At 46.8% G+C, this 24,873-nt stretch carries 22 protein-coding genes; 6 read left to right on the top strand and 16 right to left on the bottom strand.

All coding sequences use genetic code 11. The features are described 5' to 3' along the window. Positions 1–60: 60 nt before the first annotated feature. From AC1DXC_RS02100 to AC1DXC_RS02140, 9 genes are all read right to left on the bottom strand, one after another. Entirely contained in the window at positions 61–2,529 is a 2,469-nt protein-coding gene (locus tag AC1DXC_RS02100; RefSeq protein WP_477457470.1) for an MG2 domain-containing protein, read from the bottom strand. A gap of 71 nt (positions 2,530–2,600) precedes the next feature. Further along, entirely contained in the window at positions 2,601–3,137 is a 537-nt protein-coding gene (dcd, locus tag AC1DXC_RS02105; protein ID WP_477457471.1) for a dCTP deaminase, read from the bottom strand. A 135-nt stretch (positions 3,138–3,272) separates the two neighbouring features. Continuing rightward, entirely contained in the window at positions 3,273–3,998 is a 726-nt protein-coding gene (locus AC1DXC_RS02110) for an SGNH/GDSL hydrolase family protein (protein WP_477457472.1), read from the bottom strand. Beyond that, positions 3,995–4,723, bottom strand: coding sequence for a lipoyl(octanoyl) transferase LipB (lipB, locus tag AC1DXC_RS02115; protein WP_477457473.1), 729 nt, complete (start codon positions 4,721–4,723; stop codon positions 3,995–3,997). The genes AC1DXC_RS02110 and lipB overlap by 4 nt, the downstream gene beginning before the upstream one ends. Next, positions 4,723–5,367, bottom strand: coding sequence for a 4'-phosphopantetheinyl transferase family protein (locus AC1DXC_RS02120; RefSeq protein WP_477457474.1), 645 nt, complete (start codon positions 5,365–5,367; stop codon positions 4,723–4,725). Before AC1DXC_RS02120 ends, lipB begins: the two co-directional genes overlap by 1 nt. A 386-nt stretch (positions 5,368–5,753) precedes the next feature. After that, a complete protein-coding gene (locus AC1DXC_RS02125; protein ID WP_477457475.1) occupies positions 5,754–7,055 on the bottom strand; it encodes an aminotransferase class V-fold PLP-dependent enzyme in 1,302 nt (433 codons plus the stop codon). Between the two features lie 167 nt (positions 7,056–7,222). Then, complete coding sequence (locus AC1DXC_RS02130; RefSeq protein ID WP_477457476.1) at positions 7,223–9,427, bottom strand: hypothetical protein; 2,205 nt, start codon at positions 9,425–9,427, stop codon at positions 7,223–7,225. Between the two features lie 25 nt (positions 9,428–9,452). After that, the gene (locus AC1DXC_RS02135) at positions 9,453–9,770 is read right to left on the bottom strand and encodes a hypothetical protein (protein WP_477457477.1); all 318 of its coding nucleotides are present in this window, start codon (positions 9,768–9,770) and stop codon (positions 9,453–9,455) included. A 153-nt stretch (positions 9,771–9,923) separates the two neighbouring features. Next, a complete protein-coding gene (locus AC1DXC_RS02140) occupies positions 9,924–10,391 on the bottom strand; it encodes a pyrophosphohydrolase domain-containing protein (protein ID WP_477457478.1) in 468 nt (155 codons plus the stop codon). A gap of 107 nt (positions 10,392–10,498) precedes the next feature. Between AC1DXC_RS02140 and AC1DXC_RS02145 the strand changes: the two genes are divergently transcribed. Then, the gene (locus tag AC1DXC_RS02145) at positions 10,499–11,143 is read left to right on the top strand and encodes a hypothetical protein (protein ID WP_477457479.1); all 645 of its coding nucleotides are present in this window, start codon (positions 10,499–10,501) and stop codon (positions 11,141–11,143) included. Between the two features lie 3 nt (positions 11,144–11,146). On the opposite strand, the gene AC1DXC_RS02150 is transcribed toward AC1DXC_RS02145, so the two are convergent. Beyond that, positions 11,147–11,395: a DapH/DapD/GlmU-related protein gene (locus AC1DXC_RS02150; protein WP_477457480.1), complete on the bottom strand. Its 249-nt coding sequence runs from the start codon at positions 11,393–11,395 to the stop codon at positions 11,147–11,149. A gap of 97 nt (positions 11,396–11,492) precedes the next feature. On the opposite strand from AC1DXC_RS02150, the gene AC1DXC_RS02155 reads away from it, so the two are divergent. The 4 genes from AC1DXC_RS02155 to AC1DXC_RS02170 are packed head-to-tail and all read left to right on the top strand — an operon-like array spanning position 11,493 to position 14,720. After that, positions 11,493–11,882, top strand: coding sequence for an HYC_CC_PP family protein (locus AC1DXC_RS02155; RefSeq protein WP_477457481.1), 390 nt, complete (start codon positions 11,493–11,495; stop codon positions 11,880–11,882). Between the two features lie 57 nt (positions 11,883–11,939). After that, positions 11,940–12,437 carry a heavy-metal-associated domain-containing protein gene (locus AC1DXC_RS02160; protein ID WP_477457482.1) on the top strand — a complete coding sequence of 166 codons (498 nt, stop codon included), beginning with the start codon at positions 11,940–11,942 and terminating at the stop codon, positions 12,435–12,437. Positions 12,438–12,461: 24 nt separating this feature from the next. After that, positions 12,462–13,259 carry a hypothetical protein gene (locus tag AC1DXC_RS02165; RefSeq protein WP_477457483.1) on the top strand — a complete coding sequence of 266 codons (798 nt, stop codon included), beginning with the start codon at positions 12,462–12,464 and terminating at the stop codon, positions 13,257–13,259. 45 nt (positions 13,260–13,304) lie between these two features. Next, a complete protein-coding gene (locus tag AC1DXC_RS02170; protein WP_477457484.1) occupies positions 13,305–14,720 on the top strand; it encodes a hypothetical protein in 1,416 nt (471 codons plus the stop codon). A 73-nt stretch (positions 14,721–14,793) separates the two neighbouring features. On the opposite strand, the gene AC1DXC_RS02175 is transcribed toward AC1DXC_RS02170, so the two are convergent. From AC1DXC_RS02175 to AC1DXC_RS02200, 6 genes are all read right to left on the bottom strand, one after another. Beyond that, positions 14,794–16,017 (bottom strand): family 16 glycosylhydrolase, encoded by a 1,224-nt coding sequence (locus tag AC1DXC_RS02175; RefSeq protein WP_477457485.1) that lies wholly within the window; start codon positions 16,015–16,017, stop codon positions 14,794–14,796. A 214-nt stretch (positions 16,018–16,231) separates the two neighbouring features. After that, positions 16,232–18,100, bottom strand: a complete 1,869-nt coding sequence (locus AC1DXC_RS02180; RefSeq protein ID WP_477457486.1) for a glycoside hydrolase family 30 beta sandwich domain-containing protein — start codon at positions 18,098–18,100, stop codon at positions 16,232–16,234. A gap of 579 nt (positions 18,101–18,679) precedes the next feature. Then, on the bottom strand, positions 18,680–19,198 hold the full coding sequence (locus AC1DXC_RS02185; RefSeq protein WP_477457487.1) for a DinB family protein: 519 nt from the start codon (positions 19,196–19,198) through the stop codon (positions 18,680–18,682). A 195-nt stretch (positions 19,199–19,393) separates the two neighbouring features. After that, the gene (locus tag AC1DXC_RS02190; RefSeq protein WP_477457488.1) at positions 19,394–21,298 is read right to left on the bottom strand and encodes a 7TM diverse intracellular signaling domain-containing protein; all 1,905 of its coding nucleotides are present in this window, start codon (positions 21,296–21,298) and stop codon (positions 19,394–19,396) included. A gap of 514 nt (positions 21,299–21,812) precedes the next feature. Next, positions 21,813–23,045, bottom strand: a complete 1,233-nt coding sequence (locus AC1DXC_RS02195) for a glycoside hydrolase family 5 protein (protein ID WP_477457489.1) — start codon at positions 23,043–23,045, stop codon at positions 21,813–21,815. 33 nt (positions 23,046–23,078) lie between these two features. Then, positions 23,079–23,933, bottom strand: coding sequence for a glycoside hydrolase family 16 protein (locus AC1DXC_RS02200; RefSeq protein WP_477457490.1), 855 nt, complete (start codon positions 23,931–23,933; stop codon positions 23,079–23,081). Positions 23,934–24,032: 99 nt separating this feature from the next. Between AC1DXC_RS02200 and modA the strand changes: the two genes are divergently transcribed. Then, the gene (gene modA / locus AC1DXC_RS02205) at positions 24,033–24,863 is read left to right on the top strand and encodes a molybdate ABC transporter substrate-binding protein (protein ID WP_477457491.1); all 831 of its coding nucleotides are present in this window, start codon (positions 24,033–24,035) and stop codon (positions 24,861–24,863) included. Positions 24,864–24,873 lie beyond the last annotated feature (10 nt).

A 24,873-nucleotide genomic window follows, 5' to 3' on the forward strand; every position in this document is an offset into this window, starting at 1 on the left:
ATACCAAAGGTTTTAATCCCTAAGAAAATTAAATCGTGCTAATTTACGGTAAAGAAATTGTTACTGTACCTTATAGCGGTAAACCTGCCTGCCGAGGTTACCGTCGGTATCTATACCTTCTACCACCACGCGATAAGTGCCCTTGCCGCCGGCGTTAAAGTATTCGAATGAGGCTTTGCCCTGCGCATCAGTAATCACGTAGGGGTTCCAATAGATAGTGCTGCGGAGGTCGGCCAGTTGTTTGTTTACTTTGGGCTGATCGTACTGCGGTGAATAGAAGGTGCGTGCTTTTAGGTAGCCTTTGGGATAGTAGGGTTTGATGCCACGGCCGGCTACCGGGCCATTGTAGGTGTCGCCGTTTTCGTCGCCGTGTTTGGTGGTGATAACGATTACGCCATTTGCGCCCCTGCCGCCGTAAATGCTTGAAGAAAATCCGCTGCGCAATACCTCTATGGCGGCAATATCGTTGTAGTTGATGCTGTTTAAGAAGGTGCCTTCTACATAGATACCATCCAGGATTACCTGCATAGGTCCGTTACCCCGCGTAGAGTAGGGTATGCCATTGCGGAATATCACACCCAGCAAGCGCCCCTGCAAGCAATCGCTTAAAACGGCGCAGCCATAGTTGCGCAAATCTTTCGCCAGCAGCACCTGGTCGGCATTGCCGGCGCCGTTTAAGTTGGCCGAATGCTTAAGGGCTACCTTCTTCTCGCGGATGATTACCTCCTTTAAAGATACAACATGATTACCCAGGCCGAAGCGCCGCTGCATATCGTAAAGTTGCTTGCTGCTGCCTGCATAAACCGATAAGCTATCGCTGATGCTCACCTGTGTGGCAGCATGCCCGGCGGCGGTAACGGGCGGCGCGATTGAATCGAGTTTGATGACTACATCGCGTTTGTTTTTTTCTGTACGGGCCTGTATGATTAGCCGGATGCTATCCTCGAAGGCAAGGCCCGTGAATGCAAAACGGCCGCGCGCATCGGTAAGGGTATCAATCTGGTAGGCGGCGTTATCGATATCTATCAGCTGCACTTTGGCGTTTGCTACGGGCTTGCCGCCGGGCGTGGTAATGGTGCCGGATACCTGCAAGGCTGTCTCTGGCTGGAATGCAACCGACGCAAACTTGTCCTGCATAATTTCTTTCCATTCGAATCGGCGATAGCCTTGCGTAAGCATCAATACATCTAAATCGGCGTGCGCTTTATCGCCTGTATTATTGAAATAATAAGCAGGTTTTTCGATATAGCCCTTCAAATCAGAGGTAAGCAGCAAGCCTGCTAAGATATTGTTCTCGCTGTCCTGATCCACCGGTACCCGGCTTTCATCGATAACCGAAACTGAGAAGCTGCCCATTGCAGGTTTATCGCCGCTTAATGCGCTTAAATCAATCTTTACTTTTTGCTGCGGGGAGGATACCGGTTTATCGGCAGCCAGATTTAGTTTCAATTGCTCGCGGTTGATGAATACGATACGTTCGTTCAATGGTTCGCCCGAATCTGTAAAGAGGGTAAACTGCGCTATGCCAGCCGGGAATTTGCTTTTTGGGATGATAGCCTTGAACTCGCGGCTGCCTGGCGTACTTTTGCCGGCATAGTAAACCTTGCCGGCGCTTTGCCCTACCAGGCTCAATACGCGGTTGGGGTTCTGTTGCATGGTTGCCCGTGCTGTAGTTATCCTTACGGATAGGTTTTGCGCATCGGCATCGGTAATAGCGAGCCCATAACCTGTTTCTGTTGCTTGCGGCAGGCTGATGGCGCTTTTCGCGCCGTCGGCATAAGTTATGGCAGCGGTGTAACGCTCGTCCGGCATCGGCACGAAATTGAATACGCCCATACCTAAATGACTGCTTTTGAACGTGGCTACCTGTTTGCCCTGGCTGTTGGCTACTGTGCCGCTAACATCCACGCCCAGGCCATCGGTGCCCATTGCCTTAAAGGCCATATTGCATTCAACTCCAACTACTATCGAGCCACCCTCCGGGAAGAACTGCAGGGATGGCGCGGCAACTATTGCCCCCGCCGGTGCGGCTTTACCCGGCATGCTTTTACCCGTAGTTACGGTATTGGCATTGCTGATGGTATTGATGACGCTGATTTCCTTATCGAAGAAATATTCGCTGCCCGCATTGCGCATGTAATTGGTGTAGGCGCGGAGGTGATAAATGCCGGCCTGCAGGGTATCGGGCAGGGCAAAATCGCCTGCGGCGGTGCCTTTGTCCAGTTGCAGTTTAAGGGATTGTTTTATGGTGCCGGCGGCATCTGTCAGGTCCACATTCAGTACCCCGCTAAGGGCAGTTAACTCGTGGTAGCTACCACTGACAACATAGGCTTTAAACCAAATATCGTCGCCGGCGGCGTAGTAGGGTTTATCTAAGTGCAGGTATGCTTTCTCTAAGGGGTTATTATCGGCCCATTTTGCCAGCTGCTGCTGTATTTTGCCAATGGGCTCATCTATTGCCGCGAAACCAAAAATACCTGCTACGCAGGCAGCCAGTAATATGCCGGAAAAAAGTTTTTTGAATGCCATAACAGATAGAGGTAAACGTACTGCATTACAACGCTAATTGGCTGCAATACTTATACAGAAACTAATATAGGTTAAAACTTGTTCTTCCACATCATACTTTCTACCGGGCGGGTGGTAGGCTTGTTGTATTTGGCGTTGCTTTTGGTATTGTAGAGTGTTTCTATCTCGCCCTCTACCACAAAGTAAATGAGCTGACCAATAGGCATACCTGCGTAAATTTTTACGGGCTGCGCGCAGGAGATTTCCAGCGTCCAGGTGTTGCAGAAGCCTACGTCGCCCTTGCCTGCGGTGGCATGTATATCTATGCCCAACCGCCCCGTGCTCGATTTCCCCTCCAAAAAGGGTACGTGCTGGTGTGTTTCGGTGTATTCCACCGTTACGCCCAAATACAGGGTATTGGGTTGCAGCACAAAGCCATCTTTAGGTATCTCGAAGCCGATAATCTCGTTATGCAGTTTGGCATCAAGCACGCGATCCTTATAAGTAGCGAGGTGTTTGCCCAGATGCACATCATAAGAGTTGGTGCCAAGGCATTCGCGGTCAAAGGGTTCTATGATGATGGTACCTTTTTCTATTTCTTCGAGGATGCGTTTGTCTGACAATATCACGGGGCTGGCGATAAGGGGTTAAAATTACCACAAATAGCCGGGGCCGACAAGCTATTGTTCTGCACAATTAACTAACAATTATGGAGAAATATTGGGGATAGAGACGCAAAATATTGCATGTCTACACAGTAGAGTTTATTTCAGATTATCCAACACCACAGGTGCCAATGCCTGTACCCACAAGCTGTACATACCAGCGGCGGGATGCAGACCGTCGCCCGCAGTGAGGCTAGCATCCGATGTAGTTTTGCTGTACGCCGGGCCGATATCTACCCAGGCTACGCCTTGTTTGTTGGTTTCGTCTTTATTGATGGCGTTGAATTGCGCGATGTCATCGCCGATGGCTTTGCGGTCATTACCGCTTGCGTATGGCGTTAGGCCCCAATTGGGTATGGAGATAACGAATACGTGCGATTTATTACCGTTGGCATAATCGATAGCGGTACTTAAAAGCTTGGCGAATTCGCTGCGGTAAACCGTTTTGCTGTAGCCGCGGTATTGGTTGTTCACGCCGATAAGCAGGGTTACGATGCTGTATTTTTTGCCTGCGGTACCGCTGGTGTTGATGGCGTTGATCAGTTCGTCGGTAGTCCACCCGGTGCGGGCGATGATGGTAGGGTTAGCGGTATTATGGCCCGCCTGAGTCAACCACGCCGCCAATTGGTATGGGTACGATTGGGATGCATTTACCGCCTCGCCAATGGTGTAGCTATCGCCAAGCGCCAAATAGGTAAGGTTATCCACGACGACAACGGGCGGCGTGCTCGGGTTGCTGTTATTATACGTCACGGGTGCTTGTATTTGTTTTTTGCAGCCCAAAAAGGCGCCTGCTATAAATATCGCTGCTAATAAGTGCTTCATATTACCTCCATACCAAACAATACGGAAATATGCCCGGTAAGGATTTTTTGAACTGCATTTAAATCTACTTCGTGGCCCAATTCCTGCTGCATGCTGGTTACGGCCTTGTCATCTATGCCGCAGGGGACGATGTTTTTGAAATAATCGAGATTGGTGTTTACGTTCATGGCCAGCCCATGCATGGTAACCCAACGACTGCAGCGTACGCCCATGGCGCATATCTTGCGGGCCTTATCGTTATCAGCATCGAACCAAACACCGGTATAGCCCGGGTAGCGGCCGGCGGTGAGCCCATAATCGGCAAGGGTGAGTATAACCGCCTCTTCCAGTGTGCGCAGGTACAAGTGTATGTCTGTAAAAAAATTGTCGAGGTCTAAAATAGGGTAGCTTACAATCTGGCCCGGACCATGGTAGGTAATATCGCCGCCGCGATTTATGGGGTAATAAACGGCATTTTTTTGCTTGAGGTCTTCTTCATCCAACAGCAGGTGCTCGGCTTTGCCGCTTTTGCCCAGGGTGTACACATGCGGGTGCTCGCAAAAAACCAGATAATTGGGCGTGAGGATTTCTTCTACAGAATCATCCCCTGCGGGGACTAATTGCTGGCGGTTGCGTATTGCGGTCTTCTGGGCAACGGTTTCGGCAAACAGCTGCTCCTGCCTTTCCCAGGCTGTTTTATAGTCGGTAAGGCCCCAATCTTGTAGTATTACTTTTTTGTTCTTCATCACGCTTGCTCTTTCACGTATCCTATCATGTAATCTTCGTATTTGATATAATTCACCTCGTAGGTCCTATCTACAGCGCCTTTTTGCAGTTTGGCATCCACTACGCCATGCCCCTCGAAGGCGAAAGGCTGCAGCATTATATTATCCAAAAAGGATACTTCCTTTTGCCCGTAGCATTTGTAAACGGCCTCTTTAGCGCACCAGCACACGTATAGCTGGTCGATTTTATTTTGCTCGCGAATAAAGGCCAGTTCATCCTCGCTCATAAACCTATTGGCAATGCGCTCCACCTTTTCTTTGATCTGTTCTATATCGATACCTACCGGACTGGTTTTGCTTATCATCACGGCGGCATAATCAAAAGAGTGACTTAGCGATATGTGGTAGGGCAGCGTAACCAGGTAAGGCTTGCCGTGGCTATCCACCTTGCAATCTATATACTCCTCGGTGCGCAGCATTTTGCGGAGCAGTACGCGGGTACCCAGCCAGTGCAGGTAGCGTTTGCCTTTGCTCAGCTGTTTGGTAAAGGCTTTTTCGTGCTCATCTAATTGCAGCTGGCTGTATAATTCGTCGGCCCCTTCTTCGATACGCCAGAGGGCAAACTCTGTATCATCATCAATCTGGTGCCGGTATGCTATTGCCATAAAAGTAAAGTTGCAAAAAGGAGGGCAAACTTATATCAAATAAATATAATAATTCGTTTTTATGCCGATGTAATTGTAACAGTGCGCATGCAACTTACGTCATACCTATACTAAACATCTATCGCCATGAAAAAGATATACATAGCTGCCGCCATTTTAATAGCCGTAGCCTTAACAGAAAGCTGCCGCAAGCAACAAATAGAAGCCGGTATGGCCGGACAGAACAAAACGGTTAGAGGTTAAAATAGCCGTCATGTTGAATTTATTTCAACACCCCATCATAAAAGTGGCCACTATGCTCACTGCTATGCGTGCCGATGACCTGCCGTGTGGGGTCCTGAAACAAGTTCAGGATGACGTTTGTTTTTATTCACAGCTTCGGTTTGCTATTTCACTTTCGCGGCAATCTCCGTCAACGCTTTTACGAATTTATCCATATCGGCAATGGTGGTGTACACGTGCGGGGTTACGCGCACGCAGCTGAGGTTTTGCCAAACAATGCCTACCACATGTATTTTATAAGTGTTCCAGAGGGCGGTATCGAGTTCGGCGGGTGTCATGCCATCTATGCTTACGCCGCAGATGGCGCAGGAATATTGCGCTTTTAGAGAGGTGTGTATCTTTACTTTGGGGATGGCTTGCGCTTTTTCGGCCCAGTAGTTCTTGAGGTAGCGGATGCGGTCTTCCTTGCGCTTGGGACCAATGGCCTGGTGGAAGTTGATGGCTTCGCCGATGGCCTGCTCAATGGCAAAGCTGCGCGTACCCAGCTGCTCGAATTTGCGGATATCTGCGCTCTGCGGCTTATCGGCGCAGGTAAGGGGCCAGGTTTTTTCGATATGGTCCTTTCGTATCCACATCAGGCCGCTGCCGATGGGTGCCGAGAGGAACTTGTGCAGACTGGTGCCGAAGTAATCGCAATGCAAATCGGGTATCTTGAAATCGATGAGGCCGAAAGAGTGCGCCCCATCTACCACCACCTCAATGCCTTTGGCGTGCGCCATATCGCATATTTTGCGTACCGGCATCAGCTGGCCCACCCAGTTTACCATATGGGTAACATGTATCAGTTTGGTTTTCGGGGTGATGGCATCAGCATAGGCCTTTACAATTTGCTCGTCGTTTTCTATGGGGAAATTAAAGCTGAGTCTATTATACACGATACCCTCGCGGAGGGCGCGTTGCTCGTAGGCATGCATCATGTTGGGGTAATCGAATATCGAACCGATTACCTCGTCGCCACGGTTGAGGGTGATGCCGTAGATGATGGTATTGAGGGCTTCGGTAGCGTTTCGGTTGATGGCAATTTCGTCGGGCAGGCAGCCGGCAAGGGCGGCCAGTTTCTCGCGCAGCGGCTCGCGACCCATATCAAGTATGCGCCACATAAAATACGACGGCCCCTCGTTGCAAAGGGCATTGTACCGATCCAACGCCCGTTGCACTACCGTGGGGGCAGGTGATACACCGCCATTATTCAGGTTGATGATGCTGGGGTTTACTGTGTAGGCCTGCTGTATGGTTGCCCAGTAATCCTCATCGGCAGCCACCTGTTGCGGCGTTAAATGCGCCACCCTTGCCGATGCTCTTTCGAAACTTTCGGCATGAGCGTGGTTGAACATACTGGCGGCACCAAAGGCACCGGCCAGGGCGGTGGCTTGCTTTAAAAAAACGCGACGGTTGTTGTGGCTCATGATGAGGTGAATTTAAGCAATTGAGGGAGGAATTGCAAGGAGGGAAATTTTTGGTGCATCTATGGCACACCTTGATGAAAACCACTATCTGGAATGGGGAGGATTACTTTAGAAAACCGGTTCGGTTTAGCGAAATACTTTTTAGCTATTGAAGGTAAAAAAGCTTCTTAAGTTGTAATAAGTTTACATACATCTTCATAAAGAGATTTTAGGTGGTGATCCGAAATATCCAATAAAGGTTCGTACATAAATGAATTTACGTGTATATTTTCCGAAGTCATTAAATTGACTTGCTCTAAAAGTTTGATATGATCAATTTCTTCTGGGAATTGCTTACTGAAGCGATTTAGTAAAACGGCGGTTTGATACTTATTGATATTATCGGTAAAACATTCGTCGTTTATCTTATCGATCATAAAGAGTTCGGCTTGAAGTCTAATTCCGATGGACAAAACAAGTTTGTTTTCCAAACTCATATTTTCGAATTTATTTAAAATAAGGTTATTAGATAATTCGAATATGAGTTTAACAACTGATTTAGAACCATCAATTAATGGTTTATTTACTTTAAAAACGTCATTAAATATTACCTCGATATCTTTTTTTGAAACGTACAGAGAGTTTTTTATAGTAACCCCGTTAAATTGTTTTTCTTTTTTAACATGCAGTAAAGCCGTAAGTAACTGATAATTAATACACTTATCACCAATTGTATATTCAATCAAGTTTCTTACAAAAGGTATGCATGCAATCAAATACACGTCCTGTTCGTGATATTTCTTTTTTAAGGTGCCAAAAACATCAACTTTGTCTTTGCCACAAACCAGTTTCACTTCAGTTTCATTTTTTTCCGTCACTAAACTATTGTGCCACTTGTCTATTTGCAGCCTACTTAAAACCGTCCTATAAAAATCGAAGTTATGAGTTAGAATGATCAACTTAAATTTCGCGGAATCGAGGATATCCTTTAAATATTCGATGATTGCGTATTTGTTTTTATAATCAAATGAATCAGCGATGTCATCTATTATCAATAAGCTTTCACAGGTGTCATTTTTTCTAATTTCAATTTCAAAAATTATATTTAGCAGATATAAAGCTCGTTGCTCTCCAGTACTAAGAATTTTTATTAACTCGACTCCGCCAATCTCCTTTGTGTTTTCACCTTCAAAATATTCGAAAGTTACGTTTGGTGCAATATCTTTCAAAATCACATCATCTTGATTTTTTACCAACAACCGGTAAGGCACCGAAAAGCGTCTATTAAAAATATTTACCACTGCTTTCCATGAAGTTTCTTCTTTCTTAGCTTGGTCAATGATTTTTTCTATGTTAATTTTAGCGCTTTTATATAGACTTAATAACGACAGATATGCCTCAGAATTAGCTTTCAAATAGGAGCACCAAATCTTCCTTTTAAAAGCACGCAAATCATGTAACTCAGTTAAAATAATTATGTTATTCTCTAAGTAACTCCTAAAATCTCTCAGGTTAACATTTTTAATAATTGCGTCATCAATTGCTTTGAATTTTTTTGATAACTCGTCATTGTTTAATATTTTATTTTTTTCATTGCTAATTTCCAATTCAAGCTCTTCCTGAGAAACCAATTCTTTTCGTTCGCTACCATTATTTAAAGAAACGGAGTGATTGGCGGCAAAAAAACCGTTGCTTTTTAAAGTTTTACTTACAGTGTCAGCGTTGTTGTGATTAAAAATCCCCTTTTTAAAATAAACAGAATTATTAACTAATAAATCGTACACCTTCATGTACTCCTCAAGTTTTTCTTTAAAATCCTTAGCTTTTAAAAAATCGAATACTTTGTCATTAAATATTGCGCTATAATTTAGATTTGCATAATTGGAATCCAACGAGTCATTAACCAACCCTTCGAAAAGCTCCAAACATCTGAAGAAATCTTTCTCCCCCAAATTAAACGTCTTGGTAAATTCGCTAACCGTTTCACCTTTTAGGCCACTTAACGATTTTAATATATTTACCAGAATTGATTTTTTTTCCTCTATCGCACTTAGGGTGTCTTGATACTCCTGTTTGAGATTTTGATTTACTAAGAGTGTTGAAAGCTTTTCTGAGCTATAATTCTCTTTATATCGCTCTATTACAAATACTTGTTCTGCAATTATTTCTTCAGTCTCGTTACACTTAATTTCAATTTTGGTATTACGTTCCGTAAACACCCTATCTCTTGATTTTTGCTTTTTGGCTATATCGTCGAATATCTTAGCGAATGAAGATTTCATTGCGCCATTTGGCGCATATATAACATGCGCCGAACCTGTACTAAAATCAAAAGTGTGAACTAACTTTTTTATTCCGTAACAGTTTTCAAAATCAATAGTTAATTTATCCATATCTCTGAAAAGATGATATTAATTATTAACTATGGACACCCCAATCTCTTACGATAATCCAATTTGGAGCCCACGTAACAAAATCGCCTGGGTTGAATAGTTCTTCCAAAATTTCTAACTCAAGCAATTGGTCAGGCAAAATCGAAAGATTGTGTTTTCCATCAGGACTATCTAAATCGTACATATGAAGCCTATCCAAACCATCTTTATACCGCCTACTAGGTCCAAAATCAAAAGGTATGCACTTACGTTCAATTATACCTTTTTCCTTAGAATCGAAAATGACTTTTATTGTGTTTTTATTATGGATTGATGCTACAAATATGTCATAGTGTGTTGTCATGTGTTCAAAGTTTAATCCCGTTCAATGGGTTGTTAAAGCTATTGATTACATTTAACATAAATTCACCGTATAAACACCTGATTTTGCCTTACGAAGTGATAGTAAACCCCCTAACTATCCTCCGCTCCACCGGACAGTTGGTTTTATGTCCCCTTACAACAACACCCCACCCAAATCCGCGGGCGAATAATTGATGGATTTCAGCGTTTTGTTATCCTGCGCGCGGTAAACTAAAAACAGGCCGTCCTCTTCTTTGTGGTAGGCTTCGCTGCCGTCTTTTGCTTTGTAGTGGGCAATGGTCTGCTCAGCTTCTTCTACGGTTTTGCAGGCCTTGCTCATGTTAGAGCGGTGTACTTCATCAAATAGCGATTTGAATTTCTCGCCCAGGCCAAACTCCAGTATGGCACCGGCCAACACGTATTGTATATCGGCAAGGGCATCGGCTATCTCCACCAGGTTGTTATCGGCAATGGCTTCCTGTAGTTCTTTTACTTCCTCGGCCAGCAGCGAAACGCGCAAAGCGCAGCGTTCTTTTGAGGGTATGGCCGGGCTGCTTACTACCGGGTGTTTAAAGGTTTTATGGAATTCTGCTACCTGGTTGAGGGCGTTGGGTTCTTGCATGGCCTTATGTTTTTATTTTTCGGTGGCAAGATATTAATTATTTTGAGGGGGATAAAAAACAGTGCACCATATGCTTTATAATTTTAATTCCGCTATCTTGTATCCATATGAAAACCTCTCTCCTTATCTTCTTTTGTTTGTTATGTTCGCTCGGCGGAAGCCATTGTTATGGGCAAAGCGGAAAAAAATCCACCCCTAAAATTTATCCTGAAACACAACTAGGACTCAGTCACTTCAAGCGATTTACGACACCTCAAGGCAAAATCATCGATTATGAGTTCATTAAGAATTCACGGGTGTATTTTTTGCAATGGGGTACTAAAACCTATCTCCGTACGCACCCAGACACGTTGACACTTGATGACGCACCCGTACGAAACCCTCTTTACATCGCCGAGGGCAAAGATTATGTCTTGATGCGTTACGGTTGCGGTTCGCCTTGTTGGGTTGGGTTATTCTTGCCTATGGATAAAAACAAAGAACCAAGAGAAATTCATGAATATCAGGCTTATGATTTAGTCCATAATCTTGTGGCCTATTTTAATTACGATTCACCGTCTGCGGAGATAGTTGTGGAAAACTTAAAAACCGGAAAGAAACAAAGAATAGCGGTCAAAAGTCCCTGTACCAGCGCTTTTCCCGGATATTGTGGCAGCATGTACATTAAAAATAAGATTCTGTATTACGACTGGTCGCCCACAGCGGGCGATAAGCCTGATAACATTAGCCGAAAAATCAAGATACAGATATAATCCCTATATCGTCCTAATCACTCTGCAAGGGTTCCCCGCCGCAAATACCCCCGCCGGGATATCTTTGGTGACTACACTGCCCGCACCGATGGTGGTATTGCTGCCGATGGTTACGCCGGGGCAAATGATTGCGCCGCCACCCAGCCAAACATTATCGCCAATGGTGATGGGGGCCGCGAGCTCCGGGCCTTTGATGCGTTCCTGGGCCACGAGCGGGTGATAGGCAGTATATATCTGCACGTATGGTTCCACGCATTACGTTCGCCTGTTTGATAATTTATAAACAACCGGCAAAATAAAATCGCTAATTGGGTGTTTGTAATCAACAAGTTAAACCGTATTTTTGGCCATGGTAAAAAGGCAAGGGGCATTGTTATTGGCGTTGCTGTACGTAGTTACAGTGGCCGGCTTTGCTTTGAACCTGCATTACTGTGGCAATTATGTTGCCGATGTACAGATAAACGCCCCGGCAAAAACCTGCGGCCAGCCGATGGCCAAAGGTAAAATGAATTGCTGTAAGGATAGCAAGTTGGACGTAAAAGTAAAAGACGACCACCAGAAAGAATCCACATCATTTTTCTCAAGGTTGTTTGTTTTCGATTTGCCGAAGTTTGCCTGGGCCGATTTTCTTTTTTTCGCGCAGCCCGCAGCATCAGAAAGCGTTTCTGACCGTGGCCCCCCCGGCCTCTTTAGCGGCGGGATTGCTGTTTTCATCAAGAATTGCGTTTTTAGGATTTGATGGATTAATCGGTTTACACGTTAATCAATCATTGTCAAAAATTCAATTCTTAAAATCATGAAAACCTTAAAAATATATATCCTCCTATTGGTGGCAACCGTTTCTGTTGCCAAAGCACAATTCACCAAAGCCGAATTACAGGTTAGCGGCCTTACCTGCTCGCTGTGCGCAAATTCCACGGAGAAAGCTATAAAGGCGTTGCCTTTCGTAAGCGAAATAAAGCCCGACCTTATCCGCAATATCTTCAACATAACCTTTAAACCTGGTGTACCGGTAGATTTTGAGCAGATTGCCAAAAAAATAAAAGGAGCAGGCTTTTTTGTGAACTACTTTAAAACCACCTACAACTTCGCCAATACCACCGTTACCGAAAATGCCTTCATTTACGGCGGTGATACCTACAGGATAGTGAATGCCGATAAGCCCCTCACCGGCGAAGTGCTGCTAACCGTTGTGGATAAAGGCTTCGCGCCGAACTCGGTATCTAAAAAGTACCTGGGCAAAACGGTGGATACCCCAGTAGCATCGGGTAAAACTTATCACGTTACTATTTAAGCAGCTTCTTAAAATCTTTATTTTATGAAAGCTATTTTATTGGCATTTTGCCTTACGGCAGTTGCGTGCACCGCTTTTGGGCAGGAGCTGTATGTTAACACCGAGCCCGCCAGTAACATGGCTGCGCATTCCCTCGGTATCCGTTTAGAGAACCAGGGCTTTACCTCGCCGCAATTCAAAAACCGCACAACGCTGGAGATGATGTATGGTGCAACCGGCAAGCTGATGGTACACGCCTCGGCCTACATGTCAGATTTTTACCGGCAAAGCCAGCATCTGGAGGGTGGCAGTGTTTACGCTAAGTATCGTTTCCTATCTGTCGATACCGTGCAATCGCATTTCCGCGGAGCGGTGTTTGGCAAGGCCGCTATCAGCAATAACCCTTTCAATACACAGGAAATCGCCCTGGAGGGCGATAACAGCGGACTGCAGGCTGGGCTTATCTTCACCAAGCTTATCCACAAGCTGGCGCTATCCGGTTCGGCAAGTTATTTGCGGGGCTTAGACAATGCCGGTAGCGCGCCATCTATTACAGGCGCAAACAACGCCCTGGCGTACAGTTTATCCGCAGGTTATTTGTTGCTCCCTAAAAACTACCATAGCTATAAGCAGGTTAACGTAAACGTATATGCCGAACTGCTTGGCAAAAGCAATCCCGGCTATGCGCAAAGCTACCTGGATGTAGCACCCGCTGTGCAGTTTATTTTCAACAGCGTTTGCCGGCTCGATTTTTCGTATCGGGCACCGCTGTTCAATTCCATGGAGCGTTTTAGTAAAAACATGTATTTGGTACGGTTCGAGTACAACTTCTTTAATTTATAAACAGGCGGCGTGGCAATCCGCGCCGCCTTAAATGAAAAATCCCTCATGAAAAAGTATATTTTGATGATGGCCATATCGGTCATCACGGCAGCAGTACAGGCGCAGGATATGAGCCATATGCAGCACATGAAAAAAGACACCACGGCAAAAAAGCCCATGCAGCACGACCATGCTGCCATGATGCGCATGCAGCAGGACACCACCCATAAAATGGGCATGATGAGCAGCCAGTTCTCGCTTGATTTGCCCATGAACCGCGATGGCTCCGGCACATCGTGGCTGCCCGACGAAACTCCGATGTATATGTACATGATACACGGAAAAAAATGGATGCACATGGTACACGGCAGTGTTTTTCTGCGCTACAACAAACAAGATTTGTTTAATAACGGCAGCCGCGGGGGAAGCCAAGCCGATGCACCCAACTGGCTAATGTATATGGCCCAGCGCAAGGTGGGTAAAAACGGCCTGTTCGCCATCAATACCATGTTTTCGTTCGACCCCATTACAGTTGGATCGGGCGGGTACCCGCTGCTTTACCAAACCGGCGAATCGTACAAGGGCAATAAACTGGTAGACCGCCAGCATCCGCATGATTTGTTTGCAGAGCTAAGTATAGCCTATACCCAACGCATCGCCAAAAACACGGATATATCCCTATCGGTTGGTTACCCGGGGGAGCCTGCTTTAGGTCCGCCGGTTTTTATGCACCGGTTATCGGCTATGAACAATCCCGATGCGCCGCTTAGCCACCACTATGCCGATGCCACGCATATCGATTTTGGTACAGCAACCCTCGGTTTCAGGTATAAAAACGTAAAGCTGGAAGGTTCGGCATTTACCGGCCGCGAGCCGGATGAGCACCGCTACGGCTTCGATAAGGCCAGGTTCGATTCTTATTCGGTACGCTTATCCGTAAATCCATCTAAAGAATGGGCGTTGCAGGTATCTAACGGGTGGCTGCACAGTCCCGAGGAAGCGGAGCCATTGGAGGACATCAAACGTTTCACGGCATCGGCCATCCATACCAAAATGCTGGGCGACGATAGTTTTGTGGCCACCACATTGGTTTTCGGGCAAAACCATCACAATAGCAGCGGGGCTAACGAACCAGCTTTATTGGTAGAAAACAGTTATCAGTTCCGCAAAAACGCTATTTACGGCCGGTATGAGTATGTGCAGAAAGATGCCGGTGAGCTGGATTTGGAAACGCTTTACCCTACAGACCCGCGCTTTAATATCAATGCCTTTACGCTGGGCTATAACCGCATAGTGGCCAACTTTAAGCAAACCAACCTAACAGCCGGCCTGCAGGCAACCGCGAATTTCTCGCCGGCCGCACTGAAGCCTTTGTATGGCGGCACGCCAATTGGGTTCCAGGTGTATTTGCGGGTTACGCCGGCCTTAATGAAGATGGGCGGCAAGCATAAGATGGATAAAATGATGGATATGAATATGTAGGCGATGCCTAAAACGGTTAAAAAAATAGCGATGAGTTTGAAACCCATCGCTATTTTTCTTTTAGCCGAAGTGGTTATTGATTCACGCCAAAAGCTTCCCACCCTGCGGCGGTAACGCGGGTACAGGTCATGGCCTGCGTGCCGTTTTCGCTGGAGATGAATTTGCCGTTGTTGCCTCTAAAGGTAACCTTCCCGTCGGCTGTGGGCACCCAGTCGAATTTTTCCCAATCGCCAATGGTTGCGCGGTTACAGGTAATAGCCTGCGTACCGTTTTCAGATGATACGTATTTGTTTTGGCTGCGCAGTGCAACTTTGCCGCCGCCTGCATCAACCACAGTAAACTGCTCCCATGCCGATGCAGTTGGGCGGTTGCAGTTCATAGCTGCCGTACCGTTTTCGCCGCTTACGTATTGATTGTTGAAACCTTTTAACGTAACCGTTTGCCCGATTGGCGCGGTAGTACCCGTGCCGCCGGTAATGTTGTACACCCGCACATAATCTACAAACATGCTGGCCGGCAATGCGCCGTTGTTGATGGTATTGCCTGGCAAGTCGCCGCCCACAGCTAAATTAAGGATGATGTAAAACGGTAGCTGGAATTCCTCGGTGCCGTTGATATTATTTTGGATATTACCCGTGTTGAACAGCGTGCCATCTACGTACCACTTGATGGCATTTGCATCCCATTCTACTGCATAAACGTGGTAGTCGGTAGCCGTAGCGGTGATGCTGTTGCCGTAATATACGTGGCCGTTGTTGTTCCAGTGCATGGTGCCCAGAATGGTGTTGTTGGTGTTCACCTGCTCCATAATGTCTATTTCGCCGCATTGGGGCCAGCCTACAGTGCCGATGTTCTGCCCCAGCATCCAGAAAGCCGGCCAGCTGCCCTGGAACGCCGGCAGCTTGATGCGCGCCTCTATACGGCCATATTTGATGCTGAACTTGCCCGATGTATTCAGTTTGGCCGAGGTATAAGGTTGCCCGCCTACGCTTTGGTTTTTGGCGGTGATAACCAGATTACCACCAGTTACCGCTGCATTGGCAGCCTGGTAATATTCCTTCTCGTTATTTACGTTGGGGTTGCCGTTATCAATGTTCCATTTGCTGCCATCAACGCCCGTGCCGTTGAACTCGTCTGACCACACCAGCGTTAACGCCCTCGGCGTTGCGGTTGCAGCGGTGCTCACGGTTTTATCATCTATCGGAGATTTCACATCCTTTTTACAGGAAACGGCCATAATGCCCAGCGCCAGTACCAGGCCCGCGCCTTTCATAAAGTTTAATAATTGCTTTTTCATAAATATTGGTATTTGTAGGTAATTGGTTTTGTGTTAACTAACCGTAGCGATGGGTAATTATCTGAACTCGAATTTTTCGTGAATATTAATTTTTTAATGGTACTCAAGAGGGCTTCGCCGTTCAACGAATTTTAGGAATGAGCAGAATTTTGTATGCTGTATTCTTTAATTCTGCTCATTCGGTAAATTCCATTAAAATTCGAGTTCAGACATTTTATTGATTCACCCCAAAGGCTTCCCAGCCCGATGCGGTTGCGCGGGTACAGGTCATGGCTTGCGTGCCGTTTTCGCTGGAGATGAATTTACCGTTGTTGCCCCTGATGGTTACTTTGCCATCGGTAGTGGGCACCCAATCGAATTTCTCCCAGTCGCCCACAGTGGCGCGATTACAGGTGATGGCCTGTGTGCCGTTTTCGCTGCTTACATATTTACCCTGGCTCTGTAAGGCTATTTTGCCGGCACCCGCGTCAACTACTGTGAACTGTTCCCAGCCGCCTGCAGTAGCACGGTTGCAATTCATAGCCGTTGTGCCGTTCTCGCCGCTTACGTACTGGTTATTGAAACCTTTTAGGGTGATTGTTTGCCCTATAGGCGCACCTGTGCCGCCACCGCCGCCCGGCGTGCCGCTCCATTTAAAGGTGACTACCGCGCCTGCTGCCAGGCTGTAGGTGAATGATTCGGTACCCCATTTTACTTTGAAGCTGGTTGTGCTGCCGCCGCTGTTTGATGCGATGAGTACTTTGGTGCCGTCGCTATTTTTGAAAGCTACGTTTTGTATGCTGCCGGCAATGTTTGATGCTATGCGCACTGCGCCGGGGCGCACTAATTTAGAAGCGTGGGCAATAATGTAATAGCCAACGTTGCGGGTAATAGAGGTGCCGCTAACAGTAATACCACCCAAACAGGTGCTGCAGCCACCATTGGTATGCGGGTTATTGTTAGGGTCGGCAGCCAGATTCCATTCCAATACGTTGCGGCTCCAGTTGCGGGTTGCACCTATGATGAGGGTGTTGATGTGCCAGCCCAGGTCGCCGCCAAAATTGCTTGGTGCACCCACCCACTGCTCGGTAAAGTAAAGGTTTTTGTTAGGATAAGCGTTGTGCACCCCGGTAAGCGCGCTGATGTCGCCGGCATAAAGGTGGAAGGCTGAGCCGTCTACATAACTGCCTGCCTGGCCCACTACCGTTGTAGCGTAGCTGGGTACATCGGCATTATGATCGTAAGCGATGATTTTGGTATTGAAGCCGGCCGCTCTAATTTGCGGACCGAGGTTATTGTTGATGAACGTAACCTGCTCGTTGGCCTGCATTACCATGCTGGGGTTATTATAGGGGTTCAGCGGCTCGTTTTGCGGGGTGATGGCATCAATGGTAATACCCTGCGCCTTCATGGCCTGCAGGTATTTTACGAAGTAGCGGGCATAGGCATCATAGTAGGCGGTATTGAGGCTGCCGCCGGTATAGCCGTTGTTGCCCGTGGTGTTTACCTTCATCCAGGTAGGGGCAGTCCATGGGGTGGCTATGATTTTGATGGATGGGTTGATGGCGATAATCTTCTTGAGGATGGGCAGGAAATCTGTGTTCTCCTGTGCCAGGCTGAAGTTGTTCATGTTTACATCACCCGCGGTTTGGTTATAGGTAAAATCCGACGAGCTTAAATCCGATGCGCCGATGCTGATGCGCAGGTAACTGATGCCGATTTGCCCTGCCCCGGTGCCGAACAACTCATTAAGCACGTTGGCCTGGTTGCCGCCTAAGCCATTGAGCAAGCTTGCGCTGCCGCCTGTTAGGGTAAAGCCAAAGCCATCTATGCCCTGGTAGGTGGTGCCTTCGTCAACCGTGATGGTGTTTGGGTTGGTACCGGCGTCTGCCGCAAAACTTACGCTACCCTGCGCCAGTTTACTGCTTTGATCGGCGGTGGTGAGGAAGGTGGTTACTGCGCTGGTGGCATTGCGGGCCTCGGTAGTAGAGGTTTTCTGCCCGTCGATAGTTTGGGTACGGGCATCTTTTTTACACGCGTTTGCCAGTAAGACAAAGGCGATAAACATAGCCATTAGCAGCTTTAGTTTGTAAGCGATTTTCATAGTTTTTGATATTTGATTGTTAATTGGTTTTGTACAGGTGAATAATTGCACCGCCGATGCCTGCAAGCCATTAACTTTCATGTAAACCAAAAGGCACACTAAAACCAACCGGCAATAGGTGTTTATGGATGTCATCAGGAAAACAGGCAGACGCAGATATAATCGGTTAGGACAAATTTAAAGTAAATTTTACGTTACAAACAAGTGTATTTGTTTATAAAATACTGATAATTAGATAATTATGTGGCATTTGATACGCTTGCCTCACACGTTTAAAACCGGCAAAACCTGCTTTAAACGTGTTAAAGCAGGTTTTACAAGAAATAAAAAATAGTTGCGATACGCTTGCCTCACAACTTACTTTTTAAGCAATATAGCTATGGGGAATAAGCGGATTGGTTTTAGAGATTGGGTTGGCATTAAAGATTCGTCATTGAGCGTAGCGCGGCAATCATCGGGTGGAAGGTCCGGTAAGCAGAGAGGTTATGCAAGCCGGAATTCCATAGTCGCTCTGCTTGCCGAGGCTTGCCGCGCTGCGCACGCAATGACGTTGGGGTTCGGTTGAGACTATAGCGAAGCTTACCACCTATCCCAAAACGCAGGCGGCTCAATGCCTAAGGCGCGCAGATAAACGGTGCCTTGTGCGCGGTGGTGTATCTCGTTATCGATAAAATAAAGGATGCTGTTGATGATAGTGTTCTCAAACTGGCCAAAAGCCTTCTCCACATCATTGAAATGGTCCGCCGGTATTTGTGGCCAAAGCGTATCAAGTTGAATGGTTACCTCATCCCATGCGGCTAAAAGTTCGGCTTTCGATTTGATGTCGGCTTCGGGGTTAAAGTGGTCCATTTCGGGCGTGGTAGACCAATCGCCGGTAACGATGCCATTGATGCCGCCGCTGGTAAGGCCGATAATTTCTTTTGCCAGGCCGGCATAAGTGCGCATTCCGCCTATCGAGAATCCAAAAAGTTCATTCTCCGGGAAGGTAGCCAATACCTTACGGCTGAGTTTACGATGGCCCTGCCAATGGTTTAAAAGCGCGCCTGCGGTTATTACGGCTACATCGGTGTTGGTAGTTTCCATTACTTGATTTTCCATGATTGCTTGTTGTTTTTATTTGTTGATACAAAGATGGGATGGGGTAATGACAGCAGTATGTCAGTAGGAGAACCGGGATTAAGCGGATTTTTAGGATTAATGCGATTTTTTTCATGTAATCCTATAATCAAGCAAATCATGGTTCAGAAACAATCCGAGAAATCGTATAAATCCGTTTAATCCCGGTTCAGACCTCTACTCCTCCGATGTATCAATCACCAATTTGCTCCAGCCTTTGCTGCCGGCGTTCTTGATTTCTTTTTTACGGGCCTCCATCGCTTTTTTGATGCGGCTGCTGTAGGCCCAGCAGGTGCTCTGGCGGATAGAGAGTATCTCCGACAGCTTGTGCGACGATATTTTGCCCTTGGTGCTGTACATCAAAAATATCATGTAAAAGGCCTTGTTGATGGGGATGCGGGTATTCTGCAGGATGGTGTACGCGATAACAGATTCCTCATACCCGCATTTCGAGCAGCGGCGGCTATAAGGCAAATGCCCGTGGCCGTAATGCGTATTGCTGCATTTTTTGCAGGCATAGCCGTGCTCCCATTTTAGGTCGGCCAGGAATTTGAAGCAGGTTTCGCGGTCGGGGTAAATGCGGCTAAACTCCTCAAAATCCACTTCGGCGCTCATCACGCGGTCGTGCGTAACCTTTTCAATATCGTTGTGAAGGGTAAGGTTATCTTTCTCCAGCAGCACGTTCATGCGCGATATTTCTTCGGATTGCTGCTGCAAAAGCTGGTTTACGGCGGTAAGCTCTTCGTTCTGCAGCTCAATCAGTGATGATTTTTCGATGAGCTCGCTGGTACGTTCGGCCACCTGTACCTCCAGGTTACGGTTCAGCATATCCTTCAGTTCCTCATTTTGCTGCAGTTGTTTGATCATTCGCAGCTGGGCCTGGTCTTTCTCGCGTTTCAGCATGCGCACCCTATCGCCAATGGCAAAGGTGATGAACAGCATCTCCATAATAAAGCAAAAGCTGAGGCTGTAAAAATTGAGCGCGGTAACCGGCAGCCACCACAAATTGAGCGCGATGAGCGATTTGATAATGAAGCCCGTAAACAAAAAGCTATAGCCAATAACAAAGAAACGCGCCGGGCGGTAACCTTTGTACAGCACGTAGCAACCCGATATAAACGCTACCGAAAGTGGGATGATCTCGATAATTTTATAGGAGAACCAGGTTTTATCTACCGTGAGGCAAAGCAGAAAAAACATAGTACGTGCGATAATTACCGCGTTGAGCACCTTATTAAAACGAGGCGCATTCTCTTTAAGGTTTAGCAGGCTCTGGGCAAAAAGCATGGCGAAGGTACTGGCCAAAAACAGGGCGATGCCATAGGCATAATGGTTCCACTGCGGGGCGGTTTGCCAAAGGTATTGGTAGGCAATGCCGTCGGTACACATTTCATACAGGCCTATGCTGAGGTTGTAAACGATGTAATACAGGTATTGCCGCTGCCGCATAGCTACGAACATCATGAAATTGTACAGGCCGAAAACCAGTATCATCCCATAAAATATCCCGAAGTAGAAGTATTCATCCAACGCGTAGCTGATGAACCAGCTTACCGACCGCAGCACGATGATAACATTGGCCGACTGGTGCGAGCGGAGCTTGATATAGTAGTAGTTTTCGCTTTTAACATCATTGCTGATGTTGAGCGTAAAGTTTTTATGCGCGTATAACCGTAGCGCAAACGGCCGGTTGCTACCCAACAAGGTTGCTTTATAAGAGCCACCGGCAACCGGAGAGTAAACGGTGATGCTATCGATGGTTTGGTCGAAAAACTCCAGTATCCAGTTGTTTTGGGTGGAGATGCGCTGATCCAGCCGTATGCGGTACCAAAAAGTGGCGTCGCCATCCTGTATTTGTGGCGTTGGCAGGGTATTGCTAACGAAGCGGCTGCTGTATTTTGTACTTACCTCGGCAAAACTGAGTTTATTCGTAGTGTCGCGCAACATCTCCAGATCGCCAAACCTAAACACGTGCTGCTTAGCCGTATCGACAACCGGCACAAGGGTTTGGGCAAATGCAGGCATCGCCACCGCATGCAGCAAAGCAAAAAAGCATACAAACTTCAAGTACAGTTTATACATAAGCATCTGATAATATACCTTGCGCCGGGGATAGCGTAAGGCCAAGCGTTTATAATTCTTGTTGCAAGTTAAGCGATTTATCCGTTTAAACCTAAACGAGGATGGCCATCCGAGAGATGACCTTTTTGGCAAGTGGTTTTTTCCAGGTTTTATTTTATAGAAATGTTGAAATATCCGGTCGAAATCGGGCCTTTCAGGAAACGCTTCTACGCCGACTTTTCACGTCTTTTTTCTTCCTGAATTTGCCAAAAACACCGTAAAAAATCCTTGTTTTTCTTTGTTTTTCTTGGCTTTTTAGCTGTTTTCGGGCTTTTTCAAGAAATAAGTCAAAAACGGCCATATTTGCATGGAATGGCCGTTTTTGGCTAAATATTACGTGTGCGGGCGGCGAAAATATTTCTAGTTTTTTCCAGCTTTTGCACCTGTGCCAGCTATAATTTTCCAGGAATTTCCAGCGATGTTTGCAGTCGCTTTATACCATGATACCGATTTCTCTGGCTACCAATCCTCCGGCTTATTTCACGGGCACTTTTAGCCCCAAGGCTTCTATATATCCCCGCTGCGGTGCGCAATTGGCAAACTTGCAGTTCTCTAAAAAGGCGTATAGTGCCTGTTTTATCTTAGCCCTATCAGCAGGGGCTGCTTTGCGTATCTCATCAAAGCTGGCGCGGGGCTTCTCGGTGTAGTCTACTATTTCCTTGTAGCCATCGGGTACGTTAAAGCTCATGAAACCGCGCGTATTATCCAGCTTTTTATAGGGCCAGTAATGCCAGCCAATGTTGTTCTGCTCACACACGATGCGAAAATCGCGCACCCACTGGTCGGTATTTTCGCCGGTTTCGCCCACGTAGATGGGGACGTTGTACTTATCGCGGAAGTCGATATAGTCCTGCACCACCTGCTTGGTGGCATCGGTCCAGTATTTGTGGAAGGTGTAAACCAGCTTGCTATCGAACGGCTTGCCGAAGGGCTTGAAATTGCTGTCCCACTGCGCGCCGCCCAAAAAGATAAGGTGGTTTTTATCTACCATGCGCACGGCGGCGGTAATTTGTTTAAAGGTCGGCTCAAGGTGCGGGTTCAGCTCATCCACCTTAAAATAATGGGCAATGGGTTCGTTCAGCAAGTCGTACCCTAAAATGATGCTTTCGTTTTTGTAATGGTTGGCAATACGTTTCCAAATATCGGCACACTGCAGGCGACTAGCCGCACTGGTAAATAGGAAAGGGTAGCCTACGCCATCGTCGATATTATCGCCGGTTTGGCCGCCGGGCGCGCAATGCATATCCAGCAAAACGTATAGGTTGGCTTGCTTGCACCAGCCAATTACCCTGTCCAACAGTTCGAAGCCACGGTTGGGGTTATTCATACCCATGTAGGTTTCTGCAGTGAATAATTTATAGTTGAAAGGGATGCGGATAGAGTTTGCACCCGATGCCTTGATGAATTTGATATCGGCCTGGGTGATGTAGCCATCCTGGAATTTTTTCCAGAAAAGCTTCGTTTCTTCCGGACCGATAAGTTCTTCGAATGCCTGGTTGATGAGCCTTTGCGAATTAACGCTCTTGAACCCGAACATATACCCCTCTGGTACCAGCCAGTTACCGAGGTTGGTGCCGCGGATAAGAAAGGGCTTGCCATCGGTGCCGATGATTTCCTTGCCTTTGGTAGTGATGAATTTAGGCGCTTGCGCATGCAAGGCCCCGATGCCCGCGGTGAGAAACGCGAGCAGGATAATTGCTTTTTTCATTGTTATGAGATATAATGAGATTTAGTTGATTGCTTATTTTTCTATCATCTTATAAAAGTGCACATAATCTACATTCATGGTAGCCGGGAAAACGGCATCATCAACACCTTGTTGCCCACCCCAGCTGCCGCCAACGGCGATATTCATGATCAGGAAAAAGCTTTGATCATATGGGTACACCGATGAGCCGCCGCCATTGTTGACGTAGGTGTAAATCAGGTCGCTGTCAACATAACCACGTATAGCGTAGGGTGTCCAATCTACGCGGTATACATGGTATTCTGTGTTGAATGTGGGCACCATTCTAGCGTCGCCTTTTCCGTTTGCCCCGTTAAAAGTTTGGTTGTGTACGGTAAAGTGGATGTTCCCCGGGTCGAATCCTACCATTTCCATAATATCGATTTCACCTGAATTTGGCCAGTTACCGTATTTGCTTTCCTGTGGCATCATCCATATAGCGGGCCAGGTACCTTTGCCGGTTGGCAGTTTGGCCTTAACTTCTATCCGGCCGTATTTGGCAAGCTGCAAGCCGGCAGATACTAACCGGGTGGAGGTATAATGCATGCCACCCATATCTTCCTTTTTTGCGGTGATGCTCAGTTTTCCGTCGGCTATTGCTACATTGTTGCCCGGCGTATAGTACTCCAACTCCGAATTGCCCCAACCGCCGCCGCCGGTTTCGTATTTCCAGTTAGCAGTGTTTGGCGCGCCGGCAATATCAAATTCATCGGCAAAGTAAGGGGTGGTTTCAAACACCCAGCCCTTATCCTCTATGGCAGGGGGTGTGATAACGGTGGGTGTTTTGGTCCCTGGGTCGTTTTTTTTGCTGCAGGCTGAGAGTACCACGGCAATTATGATGCACGCGAGTGCACTAACAGGTTTGTTCATTGATTTAGTTGGCGTTTATAAATGGCGTATAAGCAACACAAATGTAATCTATTTATATCGGGATATTTAGCAGCTAATATTTGTGCGGGCGTTTGCAATATGCGTAATTTGCCTGAAGTGGCAGATTTGTCGTTTATCAGGAGGGAACAGCATATGCATATTGGTAAAGCATTTAAACAGACGGCAAGGACGCTGCTATGCGGTATCGCAATGTTGGCTATAGCCCCTGCGGGCCTTTTTGCTCAAACATTGCGTATTGCTATAGCCGCCAACCTGCAGCCGGTAATAAAAGCCCTGCAGCAGGATTTTAAGCAGAAAACGGGCATCAGCATAGAGGCAATCCCGGGCCCATCGGGTGCATTGGCTACACAGATAATGAATGGCGCACCTTTTGAGGTATTCCTGTCGGCTGATACTGATTTTGCGAACCAACTTTTTAAAAGCGGTTTCGCCACCAAAAAACCGGTGATATATGCGCGCGGCGCACTCATAATCTGCAGCACTCAAAAACTGGATGTTGCGCAGTGGCAAACGTTGCTGAAGGGTGCGTCGGTACAAAAAATAGCGATAGGCAACCCGGCAATTGCCCCTTACGGCAAAGCTGCTGTAGAGGCCTTGAAGAACGAAAATGTCTACGCGGCCGTACAGCCTAAGCTGGTATTGGGCGAGAGTATTTCGCAGGTGAACACGTACATCACCACGGGCGTAGTGCAGGCTGGCTTTACCACACTATCGTTGGTGAAGGATCCTGCGAATAAAACAACCTTTTACTACCAGCTTATCAATCAACGGTTTTACAAACCTATTGAGCAAGGCATGGTACTGATAAAAAATGTCGCGCCAAACCCAAATGCCGAAAAGTTTTACCGGTATATTTTAAGCCCGGCAGCAAAAAAAATATTCATTAGCTATGGCTACCAGGTAAAATAACCCCGATAAG

The sequence above is a fragment of the Mucilaginibacter sp. P2_D11 genome, assembly GCF_056404435.1.

Coding starts and splice junctions, on each gene's coding strand:
- AC1DXC_RS02135 (WP_477457477.1), bottom strand. CDS start 9,770: ATGACAACACACTATGACATATTTGTAGCATCAATCCATAATAAAAAC.
- AC1DXC_RS02125 (WP_477457475.1), bottom strand. CDS start 7,055: ATGAGCCACAACAACCGTCGCGTTTTTTTAAAGCAAGCCACCGCCCTG.
- modA (WP_477457491.1), top strand. CDS start 24,033: ATGCGTAATTTGCCTGAAGTGGCAGATTTGTCGTTTATCAGGAGGGAA.
- AC1DXC_RS02100 (WP_477457470.1), bottom strand. CDS start 2,529: ATGGCATTCAAAAAACTTTTTTCCGGCATATTACTGGCTGCCTGCGTA.
- AC1DXC_RS02160 (WP_477457482.1), top strand. CDS start 11,940: ATGAAAACCTTAAAAATATATATCCTCCTATTGGTGGCAACCGTTTCT.
- AC1DXC_RS02195 (WP_477457489.1), bottom strand. CDS start 23,045: ATGAAAAAAGCAATTATCCTGCTCGCGTTTCTCACCGCGGGCATCGGG.
- AC1DXC_RS02180 (WP_477457486.1), bottom strand. CDS start 18,100: ATGAAAATCGCTTACAAACTAAAGCTGCTAATGGCTATGTTTATCGCC.
- AC1DXC_RS02155 (WP_477457481.1), top strand. CDS start 11,493: ATGGTAAAAAGGCAAGGGGCATTGTTATTGGCGTTGCTGTACGTAGTT.
- AC1DXC_RS02145 (WP_477457479.1), top strand. CDS start 10,499: ATGAAAACCTCTCTCCTTATCTTCTTTTGTTTGTTATGTTCGCTCGGC.
- AC1DXC_RS02130 (WP_477457476.1), bottom strand. CDS start 9,427: ATGGATAAATTAACTATTGATTTTGAAAACTGTTACGGAATAAAAAAG.
- AC1DXC_RS02175 (WP_477457485.1), bottom strand. CDS start 16,017: ATGAAAAAGCAATTATTAAACTTTATGAAAGGCGCGGGCCTGGTACTG.
- AC1DXC_RS02120 (WP_477457474.1), bottom strand. CDS start 5,367: ATGGCAATAGCATACCGGCACCAGATTGATGATGATACAGAGTTTGCC.
- lipB (WP_477457473.1), bottom strand. CDS start 4,723: ATGAAGAACAAAAAAGTAATACTACAAGATTGGGGCCTTACCGACTAT.
- AC1DXC_RS02190 (WP_477457488.1), bottom strand. CDS start 21,298: ATGTATAAACTGTACTTGAAGTTTGTATGCTTTTTTGCTTTGCTGCAT.
- AC1DXC_RS02185 (WP_477457487.1), bottom strand. CDS start 19,198: ATGGAAAATCAAGTAATGGAAACTACCAACACCGATGTAGCCGTAATA.
- AC1DXC_RS02200 (WP_477457490.1), bottom strand. CDS start 23,933: ATGAACAAACCTGTTAGTGCACTCGCGTGCATCATAATTGCCGTGGTA.
- AC1DXC_RS02140 (WP_477457478.1), bottom strand. CDS start 10,391: ATGCAAGAACCCAACGCCCTCAACCAGGTAGCAGAATTCCATAAAACC.
- AC1DXC_RS02170 (WP_477457484.1), top strand. CDS start 13,305: ATGAAAAAGTATATTTTGATGATGGCCATATCGGTCATCACGGCAGCA.
- AC1DXC_RS02110 (WP_477457472.1), bottom strand. CDS start 3,998: ATGAAGCACTTATTAGCAGCGATATTTATAGCAGGCGCCTTTTTGGGC.
- AC1DXC_RS02165 (WP_477457483.1), top strand. CDS start 12,462: ATGAAAGCTATTTTATTGGCATTTTGCCTTACGGCAGTTGCGTGCACC.